Source organism: Chryseobacterium sp. VD8 (assembly GCF_037149975.1).
Classification (GTDB): Bacteria; Bacteroidota; Bacteroidia; order Flavobacteriales; family Weeksellaceae; genus Chryseobacterium; species Chryseobacterium indicum.
Genome location: NZ_JBBCQL010000037.1, coordinates 1 through 21,151, shown reverse-complemented (window position 1 = coordinate 21,151; position 21,151 = coordinate 1). Strand labels below are relative to the sequence as shown.

At 34.8% G+C, this 21,151-nt stretch carries 17 protein-coding genes; 8 read left to right on the top strand and 9 right to left on the bottom strand.

The genetic code is table 11. The annotated features are described in order from the left end of the window. Positions 1-123: 123 nt before the first annotated feature. Positions 124-474, bottom strand: a complete 351-nt coding sequence (locus WFK35_RS06405) for a winged helix-turn-helix transcriptional regulator (RefSeq protein WP_336731906.1) — start codon at positions 472-474, stop codon at positions 124-126. A gap of 1,128 nt (positions 475-1,602) precedes the next feature. Between WFK35_RS06405 and WFK35_RS06400 the strand changes: the two genes are divergently transcribed. The 3 genes from WFK35_RS06400 to WFK35_RS06390 all read left to right on the top strand — a co-directional run bounded on the left by WFK35_RS06400 (position 1,603) and on the right by WFK35_RS06390 (position 5,687). Further along, positions 1,603-2,352, top strand: a complete 750-nt coding sequence (locus WFK35_RS06400) for a helix-turn-helix domain-containing protein (RefSeq protein WP_336731905.1) — start codon at positions 1,603-1,605, stop codon at positions 2,350-2,352. Positions 2,353-2,748: 396 nt separating this feature from the next. Next, entirely contained in the window at positions 2,749-3,723 is a 975-nt protein-coding gene (locus WFK35_RS06395) for a helix-turn-helix transcriptional regulator (RefSeq protein WP_336731904.1), read from the top strand. 167 nt (positions 3,724-3,890) lie between these two features. Then, positions 3,891-5,687 (top strand): hypothetical protein, encoded by a 1,797-nt coding sequence (locus WFK35_RS06390; RefSeq protein WP_336731903.1) that lies wholly within the window; start codon positions 3,891-3,893, stop codon positions 5,685-5,687. Between the two features lie 189 nt (positions 5,688-5,876). On the opposite strand, the gene WFK35_RS06385 is transcribed toward WFK35_RS06390, so the two are convergent. The 3 genes from WFK35_RS06385 to WFK35_RS06375 form a co-directional block, all read right to left on the bottom strand. Next, a complete protein-coding gene (locus tag WFK35_RS06385; RefSeq protein ID WP_214588209.1) occupies positions 5,877-7,715 on the bottom strand; it encodes an ABC transporter ATP-binding protein in 1,839 nt (612 codons plus the stop codon). 157 nt (positions 7,716-7,872) lie between these two features. After that, complete coding sequence (locus WFK35_RS06380; protein WP_336731902.1) at positions 7,873-8,793, bottom strand: M28 family peptidase; 921 nt, start codon at positions 8,791-8,793, stop codon at positions 7,873-7,875. A gap of 177 nt (positions 8,794-8,970) precedes the next feature. Further along, positions 8,971-9,360, bottom strand: coding sequence for a DUF4293 family protein (locus WFK35_RS06375; protein WP_336731901.1), 390 nt, complete (start codon positions 9,358-9,360; stop codon positions 8,971-8,973). Between the two features lie 146 nt (positions 9,361-9,506). Here WFK35_RS06375 and rho point away from each other — a divergent pair, with 146 nt between their 5' ends. Both rho and WFK35_RS06365 read left to right on the top strand, forming a co-directional pair. Continuing rightward, a complete protein-coding gene (gene rho / locus WFK35_RS06370; RefSeq protein WP_336731900.1) occupies positions 9,507-11,357 on the top strand; it encodes a transcription termination factor Rho in 1,851 nt (616 codons plus the stop codon). 494 nt (positions 11,358-11,851) lie between these two features. Next, on the top strand, positions 11,852-12,448 hold the full coding sequence (locus tag WFK35_RS06365; protein WP_273139652.1) for a superoxide dismutase: 597 nt from the start codon (positions 11,852-11,854) through the stop codon (positions 12,446-12,448). 48 nt (positions 12,449-12,496) lie between these two features. Here WFK35_RS06365 and WFK35_RS06360 read toward each other — a convergent pair whose 3' ends face one another. Further along, positions 12,497-12,919, bottom strand: a complete 423-nt coding sequence (locus WFK35_RS06360) for a DUF6146 family protein (RefSeq protein WP_214588213.1) — start codon at positions 12,917-12,919, stop codon at positions 12,497-12,499. Between the two features lie 48 nt (positions 12,920-12,967). After that, positions 12,968-14,158 (bottom strand): endonuclease/exonuclease/phosphatase family protein, encoded by a 1,191-nt coding sequence (locus tag WFK35_RS06355; RefSeq protein ID WP_336731899.1) that lies wholly within the window; start codon positions 14,156-14,158, stop codon positions 12,968-12,970. 251 nt (positions 14,159-14,409) lie between these two features. On the opposite strand from WFK35_RS06355, the gene WFK35_RS06350 reads away from it, so the two are divergent. The 3 genes from WFK35_RS06350 (at position 14,410) to WFK35_RS06340 (ending at position 19,296) form a co-directional block, all read left to right on the top strand. Continuing rightward, complete coding sequence (locus WFK35_RS06350; protein ID WP_214588215.1) at positions 14,410-17,283, top strand: carboxypeptidase regulatory-like domain-containing protein; 2,874 nt, start codon at positions 14,410-14,412, stop codon at positions 17,281-17,283. A 34-nt stretch (positions 17,284-17,317) separates the two neighbouring features. Further along, positions 17,318-18,709: a DUF5689 domain-containing protein gene (locus WFK35_RS06345; RefSeq protein ID WP_336731898.1), complete on the top strand. Its 1,392-nt coding sequence runs from the start codon at positions 17,318-17,320 to the stop codon at positions 18,707-18,709. A gap of 77 nt (positions 18,710-18,786) precedes the next feature. Beyond that, complete coding sequence (locus WFK35_RS06340) at positions 18,787-19,296, top strand: DUF7336 domain-containing protein (RefSeq protein ID WP_336731897.1); 510 nt, start codon at positions 18,787-18,789, stop codon at positions 19,294-19,296. Positions 19,297-19,359: 63 nt separating this feature from the next. On the opposite strand, the gene WFK35_RS06335 is transcribed toward WFK35_RS06340, so the two are convergent. The 3 genes from WFK35_RS06335 to WFK35_RS06325 all read right to left on the bottom strand — a co-directional run. After that, on the bottom strand, positions 19,360-19,830 hold the full coding sequence (locus WFK35_RS06335) for a DUF6702 family protein (RefSeq protein WP_235132554.1): 471 nt from the start codon (positions 19,828-19,830) through the stop codon (positions 19,360-19,362). A 58-nt stretch (positions 19,831-19,888) separates the two neighbouring features. Further along, the gene (locus WFK35_RS06330) at positions 19,889-20,641 is read right to left on the bottom strand and encodes a TIGR00730 family Rossman fold protein (protein WP_235132555.1); all 753 of its coding nucleotides are present in this window, start codon (positions 20,639-20,641) and stop codon (positions 19,889-19,891) included. Between the two features lie 7 nt (positions 20,642-20,648). Then, positions 20,649-21,151 (bottom strand): nucleotidyltransferase family protein (locus WFK35_RS06325; protein WP_336731896.1); only part of this gene is annotated, 503 nt, incomplete at its 5' end.

Genomic DNA, 21,151 nt, shown 5'->3' with positions numbered 1-21,151 from the left:
TTCCGTGAAAAGACTATAATGTTGAAGGAAATCCCGAAATCAACTATTTAATTTTAACATGACAGATCAATGTATTGGCAATCTATCTGCTCAATTTCGTGGAATAAGGTCGGTAAAATTTCATCAGGTGTTTCTATTTTGTTGTTCTAATATAAGATTTCCCCAGTTATCTATAGCTTCCAGTAAAGGAATAAGTGTTTTACCAAAATCGGTTAAACTGTAGATTACTTTTAATGGAGGTTTCTTTCCGTAAACTTTTCTTGAAACCAAACCATCATCACGTAATTGTTTTAAATATAAGCTTAAGGACATATCTGTAATAAAATCCATCTCGTTTTTAAGTTCAGTGTAGCGTCTTTCACCATCTTTTAGATGGTATAAAATCAAAGCTTTCCATTTACCGCCCACCAAGTTCATTGCTAAACTTATGGTAGAAGGATATAATTTACCTTTTATTTTAATGTTTTTGCTCATTGTTTTTGACTTTTTTTGATAGCCATTGCGCATGAAATGATAGAGCCAAATGGATTTTGCAAACATGTTCTGAAACAAAAACAGCGCAGACTATTTATTACCAAATTATTATAAAAGAAAGTCTAAACTTTGCTCAATAAAGTTCACAATACTTTCATTAAAAGACGAATTATATGGTAAAATACAATTGGAGTTTTGATAATATACTGATATGAAAAAGTGGAGATTATTTAACGGCAGTATTTAATATTTATATTATACATACACTTGCTTTAACCTCATTGTTTAATGCATTTGTAAAAGTAAATACAAATAAAAACTAAAATGTAAAAATAAACGGAGGATTGATGAATGAGTTCATTTACTGCCTAAAATATTGTATAGCAGCAGTTTTTGTAAATATTTCGTTTTGTTAAAATAGCATTTTTTATCTTTGTTTTTTACTAAATAGTTTAATTTATCACCTTGGAAAAATTTCATTTGGGTGACATAATTTTAAAACTGTTATTTTTGTTTTGCTTATTTATAATTTCAACACTAAGAACAACAATGAAAAAAAATACTATTCCCCCTGTTATAATATCTTCAACAGTTTTTTTCGCTCAAGTAGGAATTAATACTTATGATCCTAAATACTTTATTGAAGCAAATTCTAAAAATGATTCTTTCATAAATAATAGAGACTGTGAGCAGCAGTTAAATTTGCAGACATTTTATATCGAACAGATAAGTAGCAGTTATTAAGATATAGATTAGAAAAAAATAAAAATAAATACTATAATACTGATAGACATTAATAAGAACTCCATTTCACTACAATTTTATGTTTAAATTTTCTGTTTATTTAATAAAGTATATAGGCACTTAATATTTATGAATTATAGTAAGGAAATTCTGTATAATAAACGTCAGGTATTCATCAGACAATATTTGTGGATTAAATTATTTTTAGATTTAGTAATTATAACGATAAAAATTTTAGATTTTTATTTCTATGGTATTGTTACCAAATACAATACCCTGCTTGCGCTAATAAGTTTTTTATCGTCTTTGATTTTGCTGTGGAAAATTGATTTTTTAAATAATTTCAAATTCAAACATCTTGTCAATTTTAACAACTGCGTTCAGATGGCAATGATCGTATATAATTCAATATCTAAATTTCCGGATTTTCCAATTACTCTTATTTATTTAATTTTATTCCCTATATCTTTTTCTTATGTAAATAATTTTAAATATACTTTTCTTTATTCTGCATTTTTTTTTGTTGTATTTCTATTGGTGTACAGCTCTTTCGAATGGAACAGTTTCCCGAGTTGGAAAAGCAAGGACGTTAATACTGTTTTTTTCCTCTGGATTTACAATTTATTTTCTTTATACTTCCACTTTTTCTTCTTCCTCTTTCTGTTAACATTCCATATCTATTATGCAATAGAATTTAATAGTGTAAAAATTCAGAACAATTTTGAACAGAAAAATGAAACTTTAGAGAAAGAAACTCCATTATTACCCGTCTCCGAAGTAAAAGAAGATAAATTAATGCTTTTATACAGACGGATTATTGATTATACCGAAAAGGATAAATTTTACCTGAATTCTAATGCCAGTATTTATGACTTAACACAGGCGTTAAACACCAACAGAACTTATATTTCAGCAGCTCTGAACCAAAAAGGGAAAACCAATTTTAATGATTTTATCAATTCCTACAGAATAAATTTTGTTATACAGGAATTTGAAAAAGATATTCATAAAAAATATACTTTAAAGGTTATCTATACAAGTGCAGGCTTCGTTCATCAATCTCAGTTTAACAGAGCTTTTAAAAAAATTATGGGCAAATCTCCCAGAGAATATTTAAAAGAGATAAACGGCTAAAATTAATTTTAAAATCCAAAATACCTTTTGTTAGGATTTAAAAGGCTACGCTTTACTACGCGTGAGTAGAATTGAGTATTGGTAAAAACTTAAAAACTGACTGCAATAGCTAATTTTGCAGGAAAATTCATTAGTTGTTTTTTTGATTTGCTAGAAATAAAAAATAATATTTTCAAAATTATAGTAAATATTAAATTATTTATATTTGTAATGTAGAGTTTTGATAAATTAAATAGCTGATCTTCAATTATTTTAAATACAAATCATTTTAAGATTGTTATTTTCAGAATCAATTCGTTGGTTCCTGTAAAATTTGTTTATAACTAAGAATAATTTGGGTATTGTATAGAATAATTGTACAAATAGCTACTTGAACTACAAATAAAAAAACATAAAATGATTTACAAGCTTATCTTCAATAAAGGAGAGAGAAGTAATTTTGAAAATGATTATAACCAACTTATCAATCGTTATTTATTTTTTCTTTTTTTTCTTTTTCTATTCTATGCTATCTTTATTATTACTTTTTTCAGGGATATTATTATTTCTATATTCCTTATTACTATTACCTTATTCTGGATTCTTTTAATCTCAGTTAAAGATAAAACCACAACATTTCGTAAAACACTCAAATTCGGAGTAGTAGGCATTTTGGTTTTACTTACCCTTATTGTAAGTTTTTTTAATATTTACAGTTCAAAAAAAGTTGGAGTAGAATATTTTTATTTCAGTATTCTCTTTGCAATTCCTTTCTTTTTAAATTACAGAAAAAACAAAAAAGAAATTTATTTTCTGACTTTTTTTATCAGTTTTAATTTTATTGCCTGCCTTTACTTTGATTTCAGTTTTTTACCGAGAAGTAAGTTTTTGAAAGAAAAGGATTACTCTACCATAAAGCTGCTTAACATTTTATTTTCTGTCGTTTCTTTTTTAATGGATATTGTTTTTATAAGCCAAAAAGACGAGTTAATAAATGGACTTCTCGAAAATACACAAATTAAAGATTCAACCATTGAAGATTTGATGAAGACCAATTCTAGATTAATGAAAAGTCAGATGCAGGCTAATCAGCTTACCGATGAAAATATTGATGAAATATTCAGACTGGCAGAGAAAAATTCGGTAATGTTTTTTGAGAGGTTTCAGGTTTTCTTTCCGGGTTTTATTCCGGGAATTTTACAGATTAACCCCAATCTTATTCATTCTGAATTGTATTTCTGCGCATTAATGAAACTGGATTTCGATACGAAAAAAATTGCTCAGTGTACTAATAACAGCATAAGAGCAGTAGAGAGTAAAAAATATAGAATACGAAAAAAACTGAATATTCCTTCGGATGTCAATATTAATAGTTTTCTTATGAAGATATAACTATTCGTCATTATGATTTCTCTTCAGATATTGAAAAACAGTAAGTTTTACTACGTACGCGTGATATTGCGTGCCACAATTTGCTAATAAACGAGCTGATAGATGATAACTTTGCTTCTGCTTATAAAATAAATATTTTATTTCAAATTTTAATCCATAAATAAAACATGATGAATACAAAATCTACAAAATTTCTGGTAAGAACTCTGTTTTTTGCCCTATTCTTCTCTTTCGGAAACTTTTTCGCCCAAAACAATGGTGCTGTAGGGATTAATACTGCTTCTCCCAACCCAAATTCTGTATTAGACGTTGTTTCCGTCAATAATAACAAAGGTATTTTAATTCCCCGTCTTACAGTAACACAGCGGGATGCAATTACCATCAATCCCGCGAATGATGACGGTCTTACGGTTTACAATACTACAGAAGACTGTCTTAATTACTGGAGCCTTGCAGACAATGAATGGAAAAGCGTCTGCGGGCAAATAGGAAAGTCTGTTTTTACAATAGATTGTGCGAATACAAAAGCCAGTGGTACTTATATTCAGGGAAAAACACTTAACACATCACATTATCTTACAGTAACCGTAAATGTCACCAAAAAAGGAAGCTATACGATTACGGGAACCACAACCAATGGTTATAATTTTTACGCAACAGGTGTTTTTCTAAACACAGGAATACAGACAGTGCAGGTTGCAGGGCAAGGAACACCTTCTGCAGTTCAGTCTGATACTGTTCAGTTGTTTGCAAACGGTGTAAGTGTAAGCTGTACACCGGCAGTAACGGTGAATGTACTGAGTTCGGCAGCAACCTATTCTGTCTCATGCGGAAGCGCAACAGTAAATGGCGTTTACACAAAAGGAACGGCTCTTGGCTCGGGCAATACGATAACACTACCTGTTACAGTAACGGCGTTGGGAAGTTATTCTATCACAACAAATACAGTAGACGGAATTTCTTTCAGCGGATCAGGAATATTTACTGCTACAGGAAATCAGAACATAACATTATCCGGCACGGGCAAACCGACATCCACAGCTGATAAAGTAATGACGATTACATCCAACAGTGCGGATGGTGAATCTACCTGTAATGTAACGGTAATAATGACAATACCATCAAAGAAAATTTTACACATCGGATTAGAAACAGTTTACGGCTACAGTGCTTTTACAGGACCATCAAGAAGTTTAATGGATTCTCCCACAAACTTTGGAACTTCAGCAGCCAGTGTTATAAAATCTGGCGGCTATACTCATACTTCTTTAGGCGGTGCACCTTCTAATGCAACATTATTAGCAGCACTGAACACAAAACCGGATATTGTTATTATCGGCTATGCTTATACACCAGATGCAACAGCTTCGGGGTATATTGCAAATTATTTAAATAATAAAGGGGTTGTAATTGCGTTTGAGGATGATGCTGCTTCTTCCCAAAATATGATGCGCGCAATTTTCTCTGATCCTACTATTTCAGCAGCTAATGGAGCAGGAGCCGGTTCGGTATATGCTCTTGTAAATACAAATGATCCGATACTTAACGGACCTTTCGGAGATGTGAGAGGAAAGAACTGGGGAGAAGACGCTTCTACAACGGTTAATATTACAGGTCTTACCAGTGGATTTATTCCTTACAGTTATGCACAGCCAATTAACAGCACAACTCCCAGAACGGGAATTTCAGGATTAAGACACAGTTCGCTTAATTTTATCTGGTTTGGAGACGGTGGATTTTTAAGTAATGAAAACGCGAACGGGAATCAATATCCAAGTAATACAATTGAGCCATTTGTTGCACCAAGTTCAGGAGGATATTTGCCGGTACAAAAGTCAACGTATGGATATGCAGGTAACGGATATGCATTGGGAGGAATGCAGGTACAGAATTCTATCATCTTTGCAAATGCTTTAGCATGGGCAATAAAGCAGGCAGAAACCAATGGGATAAATACCCAATAATGAACACAAATTAATATACATCTAAAAGCTTCAGTAATTGCTTTTACTGAGGCTTTTTTGCTGCAGGTTGAGACATTGAATAAACTTTAGTATAGCTGAAAAGTATCAAATCTTTTAACCTGAAAAGAGTATTTCCAAAGGAATTTAAAACCTTTCGAAATACTCTTTCCTGATATATTTTTTATGATATTAATCGAAGTTCTGCAGTTCCACAAGTTTGTGATAAACTCCTTTTTTCGCAATAAGATCATGATGCGTTCCCTGTTCTACAATATCTCCTTTTTCCATTACCACAATCCAGTCAGCTTTTTGAATAGTGGAGAGCCTGTGCGCAATAACAAGAGAGGTTCTGTTTTCCATCATTTTTTCGAGCGCATCCTGAACAAATCTTTCCGACTCCGTGTCCAGAGCAGAAGTTGCTTCATCCAGAATCATAATCGGTGGATTTTTCAATACAGCTCTTGCAATGGAAACTCTTTGTTTCTGACCTCCGGAAAGCTTTCCTCCGTCATCTCCGATGTTAGAATCGTATCCGTCAGGAAGATTCGTAATAAAGTTATCTGCATTGGCAATTTTGGCAGCAGCAATTACCTCTTCTCTTGTGGCTTCAGGTTTCCCCATCAGAATATTATTGTAAACCGTATCGTTAAATAATACAGATTCCTGAGTAACCATCCCGAGAAGTTTACGGTATTCTTTTAACCTTAAATTTTTAATATTTACACCATCAATCAGAATTTCACCTTCAGAAACATCATAAAATCTTGCCAGAAGATTGGCGATCGTTGTTTTTCCGCTGCCGCTTTGTCCGACAAGAGCTACGGTTTTTCCTTTAGGAATACTTAAAGAGAAATTTTTAAGAATAGCATGGTCTTTATCGTAGTAAAAACCAATATTTTTAAATTCAATAGCTTTATTAAGTGTTGAAATACTTACAGGATTAGCAACTTCTTCAATTTTCACGTCCGCTTCAAGAATTTCCAATACTCTGTGTAAAGAAGCTTCTCCTTTCTGTACGTTTGAAATTGATTGTGATAAACTCTTTACCGGAGGTAAAATCTGGAAGAACATTCCTAAAAAAACTAAAAAATCCTGTGGCGCAATGCTGTGTTCCACAACAATCTGCTTTCCGCCATACCATGCAATAATTAAGAAAGTAACAGAACCAAGGAATTCACTGATCGGCGATGCCAGTTCTTTTTTTCTTCCCAATCGTATTGAGCTGTCGATCCATCTCTGCATAGAACCCATAAAACGGTTATCCATAATCTTTTCTGCACTGAAAATCTTAATTACTTTTGAAGACTTTAAAGTTTCATCAACAATAGAAAATATCGTTCCCATTTCGTTCTGCGCTTCATGAGAATCTTTTTTAAGACTTTTCCCGATTAACGCGATTAAAGTTCCCATCACCGGTAAAACCAGAAGAGAAAAAAGCGTTAATTCAGAACTTAGCAGGAAAAGACTTATTAATGTACTCACAAGCATAAACGGAGCATTAATCAGTTCCACCAAACTTCCTAGAATACTGCCTTCCACTTCGCCTACGTCATTAGACATACGCGACATCATATCTCCTTTTCTGCTCTCTGTAAAAAATGAAACCGGCAAAGCTAAAACCTTACGGTACATTTCTCCGCGCAGATCTTTCGTAACGCCTACACGATAATTAATCAACAGGAAAGATCCTAAATATCTGAAAAGGTTCCTCAGCAAAAACATAAATGCCGTGATGACGCAGAGCCATGCTAAAACATTCAGCGTACCATAATCATCCACCAAAGTCTGGATATAGTAATTGGAATAGTTTTTCAGATACGGAAATAAATCTGTAAGATTTCCGGAATATACAGGTGCAGATTCAAAATCTTCTCTTTTAATAGTTCCGAAAAGCATGCCCAAAACAGGAAGAATCGTTCCTAATGAAGCAATCTGAAATACAGAATATAATAAGTTGAAAAATAAACTTCCGAAAATATATTTCTGATGAGGTTTTGCGAATTTTAATATTTTTTTATATTCGTTCATTCAATGAAAAAATTGGATAGCAAAATTACGTAATTTAAATGATAAGACATTTTTAATCGCCTTTTACTTTATAAAATAAGTTTCTGCAGCATTTATTTTGTTACAGTTTTCGGAAAAAATAAAGCCGCCCGAAGAATGGCAGCTTTTATATTAACTTTTAAAATCTAACTTTATCATTATACTTCGGTGCAAAATTCTTTGGCGAAAGTTTGTCTAAAGTTTTCCCGAAATTATTGATTATTGTTGTTAAATTATTAAAATCCACAACGTGGAAATCATCATTTTCATGGTGATAATGCGTCGCTTTAGTCATATCAACCGTTGAAAAAGAATGAGCGATAATTTTCTTTTTTACAAAACTCACGTTGTCTGATCGGTAGAAAAGCTGTTCTGAAGCATAAGGATCGGGATTTATTTTTAAGCCATTCGCGGCATTTTTATTAAATAATTCATCAAGATCCGAAAATTCATCACCTGTCATGAACAAAGCGTTCTTTCCGAAAGCAGATTCTGTTGCCACCATTTCGAAATTAAACAGCGCAGTCATTTTATCATAAATCGGATTCAGATTCTCATCCTTTGAAATGGCTCTGGAACCCAACATTCCTTTTTCTTCTCCGTTAAATGCCATGAAAACCAAAGAAAACTCCGGTTTTTTATTTTTGAAATAATCTGCAATTCCTACCAGAGTGGTAATTCCGCTTGCATCATCATCTGCACCATTATAAATATTGTCCTGAGGATTGTTGCTGGTTCCGATATGGTCAAAATGTCCCGAAAATCCTAGAAGTTTTTCTGTTTTTCCTTTTTTAACGCCACAAACATTATAAGCTGTTTTTCCTTTGTAGTCAAAAGGAACCAGATAAGAATTTCCTGTACAGTACTCTAAATTGTTTTCTTTAAATAATTTGGCGATATAATTGGCTGCATTATCATTTTCAGCAGTTCCGATTTCGCGGCCTTTCATTTCATCAGAAGCCAGAGTTGAAAGAACAGTCTGTACTCTTTCCGTAGAAACTTCCTGTGCGAAAGAAAATATAGAGAAAAGTGAAAAGGTAAGATAAGTAAGTTTTTTCATTTTTAATAATTTATAAACAATCTGTCGCAATATAAACGGAAATGTTGCATGCGTAATGTTTTTAAATGAAAAAATACAGTAAAATCGTCTCTTAAGTACGGGCAATGTTAAAAATTACACAAAATAAAAAACAGCTCCTTAAAAGAAGCTGTTCTCACTCAAAAAATCGTTGTAAGGTTATCGAAGTCTGTCTACAGATTTTACGAGCCTCTCATCTTTTTTGATGTAAATGTTTGCTATAAGCAGACAGATCACCGCAATTAATGAGAAAACCGGCTCAATACCCTTCTCAGGAAAATCTATTCCTCCGGATAATTTTAGTAACCAGTACATCAATACACCAATCAACAAAGCGTTTATAATAATGCTGATGTTATTCAGCAGAATTTGTCTTTTTCTGTTTTTAAAGCTGAAAATACTGAGTACTCCCAGCAAAACAAGGACAATACATCCGATATTAATCACAGGAAAGCTGTCTGAAATAACAACATCTTCTCCTGTAATGAACAGAAACACAGCAGCCAACACTGCTAAAAAAGTCCATATAGTCTGTATTCTTTGTAGCATTGAATATTAAATTCTACGCAAAAGTAATATAAATTTTGCACAATTCAAAAATAAGTGTAGATTTGCATTATACGAATGTACTTGAAAACAACAGTCACCTGACTTACTTTTCTTATTCACAATTAATTACATTTTTTACACTAAATATGTTTAACATTGAAACGTTAAGGTCAAAATCCGTAACGGAACTGACTAAAATCTTAAAGGATTTGGGCGTTAAAGTGGCAAGAAACAGCACTGAAAATGACAAAATCTTTGCAATTCTTGACTTTCAGGCCTCCAATCCAAAAGTAGCAAAAGAATATTTCAACGCTACTGAAACCAGTATGAATACTGAGGAAAAACCGGCAGAAAAACCTGCGAAGGCTCCTGCCAGAAAAGCTGCTCCTAAAAAAACGGCAGCTAAAACAAAAGCTGAAGCGAAACCTGCGGAAGAAACAAAACCTAAAGCAGAGGAAAAAACTGAAGCAGAGGTGAAAGAACCCGTTTCCGAAGAACCTAAAGCTGAAGAAACAAAAACAGAACCTACAGCAGCACCAGAAGAACAGACTGCAGTAGCGCAGACTAAGAAAAAGAGGAAAAGAGTTTCTCCTGCCAATACAGCCAACGCAGAAGCGCCTCAGGAAAAAACAGAAGCTCCAAAAAACACAGAATCTCAAGAATCTGCTCCAGCAGAAGAAAAGCCGAATAATTCCCCTCAACATCAGGCTAGATCCCCAAAAGGACAAAACAACAATCCGAACAACAACGGAAACCAGCATAGAAATCAAAATCATAACCAAAACCCGAATCAAAACCAAAACCAGCATCAGAATAAGCAGCAACAGCAGCATTCTGAAAGAGCGGAGGAACAGCACGAAGCTCCTAAAAAGGAATTCAGTTTCGACGGAATGGTAAGTATTGAAGGAGTTCTGGAAATTTTACCCGACAATTACGGATTTTTACGTTCTTCAGACTTTAGTTATATTTCTTCTCCCGATGACGTATATGTTTCTACGGCGCAGATCAGAAATTTTGGTCTGAAAACCGGAGACACTGTAAAAGGAATTGTAAGATTACCGAAAGAAGGCGAAAAATACTTCTCTTTGTTAAGACCAACAGAAGTTAACGGACGCGATCTTGCTTTTATTAAAGACCGTGTTGCTTTTGAATATTTAACCCCGCTTTTCCCACAGGAGAAATTCAACCTTGCCGGAAAAGGCTCTACGATTTCTACAAGAGTGGTGGATCTTTTTGCACCAATCGGAAAAGGACAGAGAGCAATGATCGTAGCACAGCCAAAAACCGGTAAAACGATGTTGCTGAAAGATATTGCCAATTCTATCGCTGCCAATCACCCGGAAGTGTATATGATGGTTCTTCTGATTGACGAACGTCCGGAAGAAGTTACCGATATGGAAAGAAGCGTAAATGCAGAAGTGATTGCATCTACCTTTGATGAAGCGGCAGAAAAGCACGTAAAAGTGGCTAACCTTGTTCTGGCGAAAGCACAAAGAATGGTGGAATGCGGTCATGATGTAGTGATTTTATTAGACTCCATTACCAGACTGGCAAGAGCTTATAACACCGTAACGCCTGCTTCCGGAAAGGTTTTATCGGGAGGTGTTGATGCAAATGCACTCCATAAACCGAAAAGATTCTTCGGAGCAGCGAGAAAGATTGAAGGAGGAGGTTCTCTAACGATCATTGCAACGGCTCTTATTGATACGGGTTCTAAAATGGATGAGGTAATCTTTGAAGAATTTAAAGGTACTGGAAACATGGAGCTTCAGTTAGACAGAAAAATTGCCAACAGAAGAATTTATCCTGCTATTGATTTGGTAGCTTCAAGTACCCGTAGAGACGATCTGCTTCTGGATGAGGTAACATCTCAGAGAATGTGGATTCTTAGAAAATACCTTTCTGAAATGAATCCAATTGAAGCAATGGAATTTGTTGACAAAAACATCAAAGGTACTTTGAATAACGAAGAATTCCTGATGTCGATGAATAAATAAATTGAATTTAATTTGTTAAGAGAAAGCACGGACGTTTAATGTTCGTGCTTTTTCGTTTTTAGTTTGAAATTAAATTATTCTTTTGGAGCTTTATCTCGCTTTCCGCACTCGCTATTTAATGATTTCGGCGGCGGCAAAGCCGCCGCCGAAATCATTAAATGAGCTCAGACAATTGCTGCAATCGAGGCTAGGGTTTTTGTATGATATTTCAATACTTCATTGAATCCACAAAATCTTTGATACTGAAAGAGTTTACTGAAAGATTAAAATAAAATTTGGGAAAATTCTTGTTAAATCCTTTGATTTGTTATCAACTTTAATTCAAATAAATTTTTCAAAATTGATGAGCTTCCGTCATTAGATTTTCTTACCATGAAAATTTAATTCATTCTAAATCAATATATCAATGTTAAAGATTTATTAAAGTAATCCCCATTTTTTGAATATAGATTAAATAATGGCTAAATTTGGGTAATAACATTAAAAATAAAATTATGTCATTTGAATTACCAAAACTAGGATATGCTTACGATGCATTGGAGCCGACAATTGATGCAAGAACAATGGAAATCCACCATACAAAACATCATCAAGCATACGTAGACAATTTAAATAATGCGATCAAAGGAACTGATCTTGAAGGAAAAACTATCGAAGAAATCTGCCAGACAGGAACTGATAAACCAGCGGTAAGAAACAATGGAGGAGGACACTTTAACCACACTTTATTCTGGGAAATTTTAACTCCGGGCGGAAGCAAAGAACCGGTAGGAAACGTAAAAGCTGCTATTGAAGCTTACGGTGGTTTCGAAAAATTCAAGACCGATTTTTCTGATGCTGCTAAAACAAGATTCGGTTCAGGATGGGCTTGGCTGGTAAAAAACGCTGACGGTTCCGTTACTGTTTCTTCAACTCCGAATCAGGATAACCCGTTAATGCCGGTTGCAGACGTAAAAGGAACTCCGGTTTTAGGACTTGATGTTTGGGAACATGCTTATTATTTAAATTACCAAAACAGAAGACCTGATTATGTTTCAGCATTTTTCGAAGTAGTAAACTGGGATAAAGTAGAAGAATTATTCAACAAATAATTTTCAACGGTTTATAAAAAAAAGGTTCAGAATTGCTCTGAACCTTTTTTAATATCTTGTGGTGTCACTTCCAGAAAGTCCGTTCATTTTCAGACCGTATTTCCAGTTTACGTATGCAAAAACCTGATACAGTTTGTATTCGAATTTAATACCGTATTTTTCCTTCGGATCATAATCAATCGAGGATTCAATGACGTTTCTGTATCGTCCGGAATTGTAATACGAATTCCATTCTGTAACAAGAAAAGTATTTCTGTTCTTTAGATAAGATTCAGAATATTGGCTGATTGGCTTTGCAACCGCATTCAGAAAATAGTCAAACTGAGTATCGATTACCGTAAGATCCCATTCGCCATCATCATTTTTTGATGGTTTCATTTCCGACTTTTCTTTTTCATTCTTAGGATTGCTCTGTGCAGAACAATTGAATGAAAATAAAGAAAGTGTTAACAGTAAAACTAAATTTTTCATCTTATAAATTTACAAAAAAAAGACACTCAATCTGAGTGCCTTATATTTTTATGGTTCTTTCTGGAGGACTACAAATGCCGGAAAGTGGTCGCTGTAACCGCCGGTAAACTGGTCGCCGTTCCACGATCGGAAAGGATATCCTTTATAATTTCCTTCTTTATTCACTAAGTAAGCCGGAGCAAAAATTTCAGCCTTATAAACCGAATAATCTTTTGTAACCTGATCCTGAATTAAATTTTTAGAAACAATGATCTGGTCAAATAAGTTGGGTGCGTCCTGATACGCTAATGAAGCAACTCCTTTTTTGTACAGAGGATACATTAGGTTAAGATAAGGATTGGCATCACTTAAATCTTTCGGACTTGGCTGTGCTTTCAGATAATTTTTTAAGCTTGAACTTACAGGATCATCGTTAAAGTCTCCCATGGCAAATAATTTAGTAGAAGGATCTGCAGCTCTTACACTGTCCATCTGCTGTTTTAGTAAAGCTGCTGCTGCATTTCTTTTTGGCAGGGAAATAGCTTCACCTCCTCTTCTTGAAGGCCAGTGATTCATGAAGAATGCCACTTTCTCATTATCAAGGAAGCCTGTAACAACCAGGATATCTCTTGTATATTCTCTTTTTCCGTCATCACCGAAAACTTTCAGTTCTTTTTTCAAAGAATTTGTTGGAGTGAATCTTCTTTTCTGATAAATCAAAGCCACATCAATTCCTCTGTAATCGTAAGAATTGTAATGGATGATTCCGTAATCATATTTCTTCAGTGCCGGTTCATTAATAAGATCCTGAATAACCTGTCTGTTTTCAACCTCAATTAAACCTACTACTGCAGGAGCTGTTTTGGTATACTGTGCTCCCATTTCAGAAATTACTTTAGCTTCATTTGCTAATTTTGTCTTGTAAACTTTGGTGTTGTAGTTTTTAGCGCTTTTTGGAGTAAATTCTTCTGAACCTCCTTGGTATCTTACGACTTTTTTCCCGATTAAAGCGCCGTCGCTCCACGGTCCGTCATACTTTTCCGCTTCTAAAAACTTAATGGAATCCAATGGAATGCTTCTGTGAAAAGCTGGATTTTTAATGTCTTTAGTTCCGTCGATATAATCTGCTGAGCGAATCGTGTCCCAAAGGTTTTCCACATTCAAAAAACCTACAGTGGCCACTTTTCTCAGTTTACCCTGCTGTTGTGAAAATGCCATTATCGAAAAAATGATGGCAAAAAAACTCAAAAATTTCTTCATTCTCTTAGAGTTATTATTAATATTATTTAATCTGCAAATTTACTTTTTTTTAACTTCCCGCTATTTTAAATATTTGTAAATTTAAAATGTGGTATTTACGTTTTTATTTATAATGATTCTTAAAAGCTTGCAATGTTAAGAAAAAATAACGTAAAAAAAGTTGTAAATTCTAAAAATTGACTAAATTTGCGTCCCCAACTTTTAAACTGTTGAGAATTAATAAGAAAAGTATTTAAAAAATAAATATACTCATGATTAAAAAACTATCATTAGTCTCTTTATTTACTTTACTTCCAGCATCATACTATTTTGCACAGACTACGGTCTCTGCATATTTAAAAGATGCCGAAGGAAAACCCGTTGAAAGGGCAGAAGTAGATCTTAAAGGGAATGACAATGATGTAACGGCTGACAAAATCGGATACTTCCAGTTTGTAGACCTAAAGCCGGGGCATTACCAAATTGTGATTACAAAACCGAATTACGAAACCAAAGTAATGGAGTTCGATGTAATGGACAGTGAGAAGAAAAAGGATTTAGGGACTATTACCCTATATTCTGCACTTACAAGCGCGGATCAAGGTTTAGCAATCATTGACAGTGATGGAGACGATGAGGATAGCAACAGCGGACAGGCTTCTACAGTCGGTTTACTACAGTCATCTCAGGACATTTTCAGCAGAATCGCAGCGTTTGATTTAGGATTTTATTGGTTCCGCCCAAGAGGAATCGATGGAAGATTTGGAGAAACTATGTTAAATGGTGTTTCCATGATCAAGTCTGATAACGGTAATGTGGATTTTGGAAACTGGGGAGGACTTAACGAAATTACAAGATACCCGGAAATTTCTTCAAATCATTCACCTTCTGAATATGCGTTTGGAGGAAACAGTTCTGTGGTTTATAAAAATACTAAAGCGAGTGAATACCGAAAAGGATTTCAGTTTACTCAGTCTTTAACCAACAGAAATTACAGAAACAGAACATCTCTAAGATACAGCTCAGGAATGAGTAAGAGCGGATGGGCATTTACTGCAATGGGAGCAAGAAGATGGGCGAAAGAAGGTATTCAGGAAGGAACGTTCTATGATGCTTACGGAGCTTATTTAGGAATTGAAAAGAAGTTTAATGATAAGCATACGATGACGTTTAATTTCATCGGTGCACCTTACAGAAGATCTACTGCAAGCCCAAGTACTCAGGAAGTATACAACTACAGAGGTGTTCATTACAATTCTTATTGGGGATATCAGGACGGAGAGCAGAGAAGTGAAAGAGTAAGAAAAGGATTCCAGCCGATCTTCCAGATTCAGGATTTCTGGAAAATCAATAAAAACAATACGCTTTGGACTTCTGTATCTTATCAATTCGGAAAAGACAAAGGTTCTCGTCTGGACTGGCAGAATGTACAGAATCCATCTCCTACATACTACAGAAACTTACCAAGTTATTACGATTCTTTAGATCCTAATGCTTCTGTAACTCTTCCTACAGGAGTAACAGGAACAACAGCTCAGCAGGCTTTTCAGGCTGCAATGAACGGATGGACTTCCAATGATCCGAACTTTACACAGCTTAACTGGGACAGATTATACCAGAGAAATATGCAGCAGCCTGCAGGAACCTATTATGGGCAGACTGGTAAAAGAGCATTATATTATTTGGTAAACGATGTAAGTGATGATAAAATCTGGAATGCTTCTACTCACTTTGTTCACAACTTTAATGATAATACGAAATTCTTATTAAACGTATCTTATCAGAATTACCGTTCTGAGCAGTACAGAGAAGTAAACGATCTTTTAGGTGCTGATTTTGTACTGAACAGAGACCCGTTTGCAGCAACAAACCAGCCCGGAAAATCAGGATTATACAATCAGGGTGAAGAAAATGTAACGAAAAAAGTAGGTGATAAAATGACTTACGACTACATTTTCAGAAGACAGGAAGTAAAAGTAAATCCTGGTGTAAGATTCACAGCGGGAGCTTTTGATGTATTCGTATCTGCATTGGCAGGATATTCTTCTTCAAACAGAGAAGGCCTTTTCAATCATTACTTATACAAAGATTCTTATGGAAAAGGGATGGATTATAACTACTGGAACTACGGTCTGAAAGGACAGATCGTTTACAGACTGAACGGTAGAAACTTCTTTGTTTATAACGGAGCGTATTATAATCAGGCCCCTTATCTGGAAGATTTATTTGTAAATCCAAGAGTAAACGGATCTGTAGCACCCAACGTGAAGAGCATGACGGTAAATGCAAATGACCTTAGTTATGTTATTTCTTCTCCTTTCTTAAAACTAAGATTAACAGGTTATTTGGTTGATACAGACAATGAAACAACAGTTCAGAGATTCTTTGCAGACGGTATTCCATTAAATAGTGTGGATGCAGATGGTAACCAGACCAATGTTCAGAGTGCTTTCGTATCTCAGGTAATGACGGATGTTAAGAAGAGAAATATGGGAGTTGAACTTGGGGTTGATGTTAAAGTGTTACCAACATTATCATTACAAGGTTTAGCAAGCATCGGACAGTATACTTATAAGAATGATCCAAAAACTTATTTTGCGTCAGATGCAGTAGGTGTTTTTGCAAACGGTCTTCCGTATGTAGATCTTGGAAAAGCATATATCAATAATTATCGTCAGGGAGGAACTCCTCAACAGGCTTACTCGGTAGGTTTCCGTTACAACAACCCGAAATACTGGTGGGTAGGTGCCAACTGGAATTATTTTGATGAAAATTATTTAGATCCTGCAGCTTTGGTGAGAACAGAATCGTTTGTTCAGAACAATGTTACAGGAACTCCATATTACGGGCTTACAGATAGTGATCTTAGAAAAGTACTTCAGCCAAACAAATTGCCTTCGTCATTCTTTCTGAATGCGAATGCAGGAAAATCTTGGGTAATCGGTAAATACTATGTCTTAATTTCTGCTACAGTTAATAATATTTTAAATAACAGAAAATATATTACAGGAGGATTTGAACAAACAAGAAATGCGGTGTATCCTACCTTTTCTCAGGATTTGAATAGAGAATACACTTTGTTTGCACCAAAATACTGGTACACTCAGGGAAGATCATATTTTGTAAATTTACAGTTCAGATTTTAATATCAATTCACTAATTATTCTAAAAATTAATAAAATGACAATAAAGAAATACTTAAGTTTAGTAGCAGGAGTTGCATTTGCGGCGATTTCTATTACATCTTGTGTTCAGAAAGACGAGTGGGAAACTCCGCCAATCAAGTGTGAGAATAAATTCCCGGCTCCTACAATGACTTTGGCTGCTTTCAAAGCTCAGGCTCCCTCTACAGGATATGTTTTAATTTCAAACGACCAGATTTTTGATGGTTATGTAGTTTCTTCAGACGAAAACGGAAACTTCTATAAAACAATTTCTTTCCAGGATAAGCCGGAAAATCCGACTGCAGGTTTACAAATTGAGGTTGACAGATCCAGCAACTATGCAGATTTTCCTGTAGGTGCGCACATCAGAATTAATGCGAAAGGTTTAAGATTAGGTTTAGACAGAGGGACTGTAAAAATCGGTTCTGTAGATCCTACGTATTCAATCGGAAGAGTGCCTGCTTCTTTATTAAGCAGATATGTTTCAGGAGTTTGTAACGGGAATGGTCTTGAGGTGGTTACGATCAAACCTTTAGAATTACCAAACCTTGCTGCTGCAAAAAGTGACCAGTATATCAATACATTGGTAAAAGTTGCTAATACACAGTTTACCATTGCAGATATTTATCCTACTGCTAAAACATTTATCGATTATGTGGCAGGAGCAGGAGTAGATACAGACAGAACTTTGGAAGATGCTTCCGGAAACAGTGTAACTTTAAGAAATTCAGGTTTCTTCTCTGAAGGATCTAAAACATTGCCAACAGGAAACGGGGATATTACTTTTGTAGTAAGCCGTTATAATACAACTTGGCAGATGCTGATCAGAAATACAAATGATATTAACTTCAAAGGAACAAGAGTAGATGCTACACCGCCGAAAGGAGGAACTGCAATTACTTATTCAGGAGCTTTCCTTGAAAACTTTGAAAGTTATGCTACATCTCCGGCTAACCTTGAAGTATTTCCTAAATATGTAAACGATCCGCTTCTAGGAAACAGATATTGGCAATTAAAAACTTTCAGCGGAAACAAATACATCCAGTTGGGAGCTAATTCAGGAACTGGTCCTTACGTAACTTATTTTGCAGTACCTGTTGATTTTACAGCAGCAAACACACTGAAATTTGACGTAAATGTAGGATTCTTTAACGGTAATGCTTTAAAAGTATATTATACAACCAATTATACTCCTCTTGGAGATATTACTCAGGCTACCAAAACAGATATTACTTCTGCATTTACAATTCCACAGGCTCCTACAGGCGCTTATGGAACAATTGCTCCTGCAGGAATGTACACTTTCCCGACTTCTTTAACGGGTAACGGATTTGTATTATTCGAATACACAGGAAACGGAAGTGGTGTTACTACTACAATCCAGTTGGATAACATTCAGGTTCAATAAGAATTTTGAAAATTTAAATAGTATAAAGGCTGTCTTTTTAGGCAGCCTTTTTATTTTTGCCAAAACTTTTATAGAATATGCAGTATTTTGTTTATGTTTTAGACCATACGTATACAGATGATTCCCATACAGAATCTAAAAGGTTAGGATATTTTAAGAATTTAGAAGAACTGCAAAAAGTAAAGAGTAAGGCTGTTCAATTACCGGGTTTTAAAATATTTCCGGAATGCTTTGTAATTCAAAAATATATTTTAGATAAAGTTCATTGGCAGGATGGGTTTACAGAAACTATAGGAGAGACAGGACGTGATTATCTGGAATCGGGAGATGAGGTTGATGCAAGTATAGTATCGGTAAAAGAGTTGGGAATAGACTCTGTTTTTTGCCTGAGCCATACTTGTACTCTGAATACCTATTTGGATGATGAAAGATTTATCGGAATATTTTCAGGCTATGAAAAAGCTCAAATGGTGATGAATGAATTAAAAAATAAATCTGGGTTTAAAGATTTCCCGGACGATTTTATTCATGATGAAGTGGAATTAAATGCAATGCACTGGACAACCGGATTTTATTGGGAACAATAAATGAATATAGCTCAAACAAAAACCACCGCTTTTGCGATGGTTTCGTTGTTAATTTCATTGTCTTTAAAAAGATACTTCATTTACTTCTTTTCCGCGTTGGAAATTCATTGTTTTCTGAATTCCCTGATACGCAATATTAACAAGGTTAATCTGCTTTGGAAAAGCACTTAAAAGGATTGTATTCTTTATTCTTAAGGTATTGATATCCGAAACGCCTCCCGTTTCAAAATATACCCATACTGTTTCTCCGCTTACCTGACTTCCCGTAAATGTAATTGTTTTCGGTGAGCCATTGACATACACATCAAAATTATTGTTTACATACTTTTTAACTTCTGCTTCAAATCCTGCCGTATTCGGGTTAATTTTTATAGCATCGGAAATGTGATTTGTATTCATTTTTGTAGTGAACTTCAATGTTTTGCTTCCATCAATATAATCCACCTTAGTCATTGAAGAGAAAAAGTCTACATACGTGAAACTCAATAGCACAAAAAGTGCTAAAATTCCTGATATAGATAAAATTTTTTTCATCTTAGATAATAAATTTACAATCATGATTGTTAGTTTTAAGTCACAAATAATATGCCAATTAAAAATTCACATTTACAGAATACTTATCATAAAAAGCCTTAATGTGTGCAACCGCTTCATCCGCGCTGTCTACCACTCTGTAAAGTTCAAGGTCTTCTTCATGGATCATCTTTTCTTTCAGTAAAGTGGTCTGAAACCAATCCAGTAATCCGTTCCAGAATTCCGAACCTACCAGAACGATGGGAAATCTTCCTATTTTATTAGTTTGAATCAGCGTTAAAGCTTCCGTAAGCTCATCCAGTGTTCCAAATCCTCCCGGCATTACGATAAATCCCTGAGAATATTTTACAAACATTACCTTTCTTACAAAAAAATAATCGAAATTCATCGAATATGATTTATTGATGTAGGGATTAAAATGCTGTTCAAAAGGCAGATCGATATTTAGACCGATTGATTTTCCCTGAGTATTAAAAGCTCCTTTATTTCCTGCTTCCATAATTCCGGGACCACCTCCGGTGATAATTCCGAATCCTAGTTTTGTAATTTTCTCCGCAATTTCTACCGCCATTTTGTAGTATTTGCTTTGAGGTTTTAATCTCGCCGATCCGAAAATAGAAACACACGGACCAATTTTAGCCAGTTTTTCATAACCGTCCACAAATTCTGCCATCACCTTGAAAACCATCCAGCTGTCTTTTGTAATGGTTTCGTCCCAGGTTTTTTGCCGGAGACTGTTTTGTAGTTTTGTTTCGTTACTATCCAATTCAGGATTTACCAGACTTTCATCTCTCGTTCCTTCAATTCCCATTGTACAATTATTTAAAATGTTTTTCGGCTTCCGTTACAGATTCCGGCCTGCCGACATCAATTAAAATGCTGTCGTGCAGAAAACCATGAATATGCTCCGTCTGCATAAGATCCAGATATTCTTCCATTACAGAAAATTTACCTGTTCTTTTTATCTTTTCAAAGATAACGGGATTAATACAATGAACACCGCTGAAAGCCAGAGTTTTAAATCCCTTGTTAAACTCAGCAAGTCTCTGTTCGCCGGTCTGTACATTCAGCCAGCCTCTTAACACCATATCATCGTTGAAAAGCAGTTTTCTCGAACTCTCTCTGTCCGATACAGCTAAAGTAGCAAAATCTTTTATCTTTTTATGGTATTTTACAAATTCTGTGATATTAATATTGGTAAGAATATCTGCATTCATGATTAGAAAGTCTTCCCCATGATCGAGAAATTTTCTTGCAAAAACCAAGCCGCCGCCAGTTTCCAGCAGTTCTTCTCTTTCGTCCGATATTTCAATTTTACATC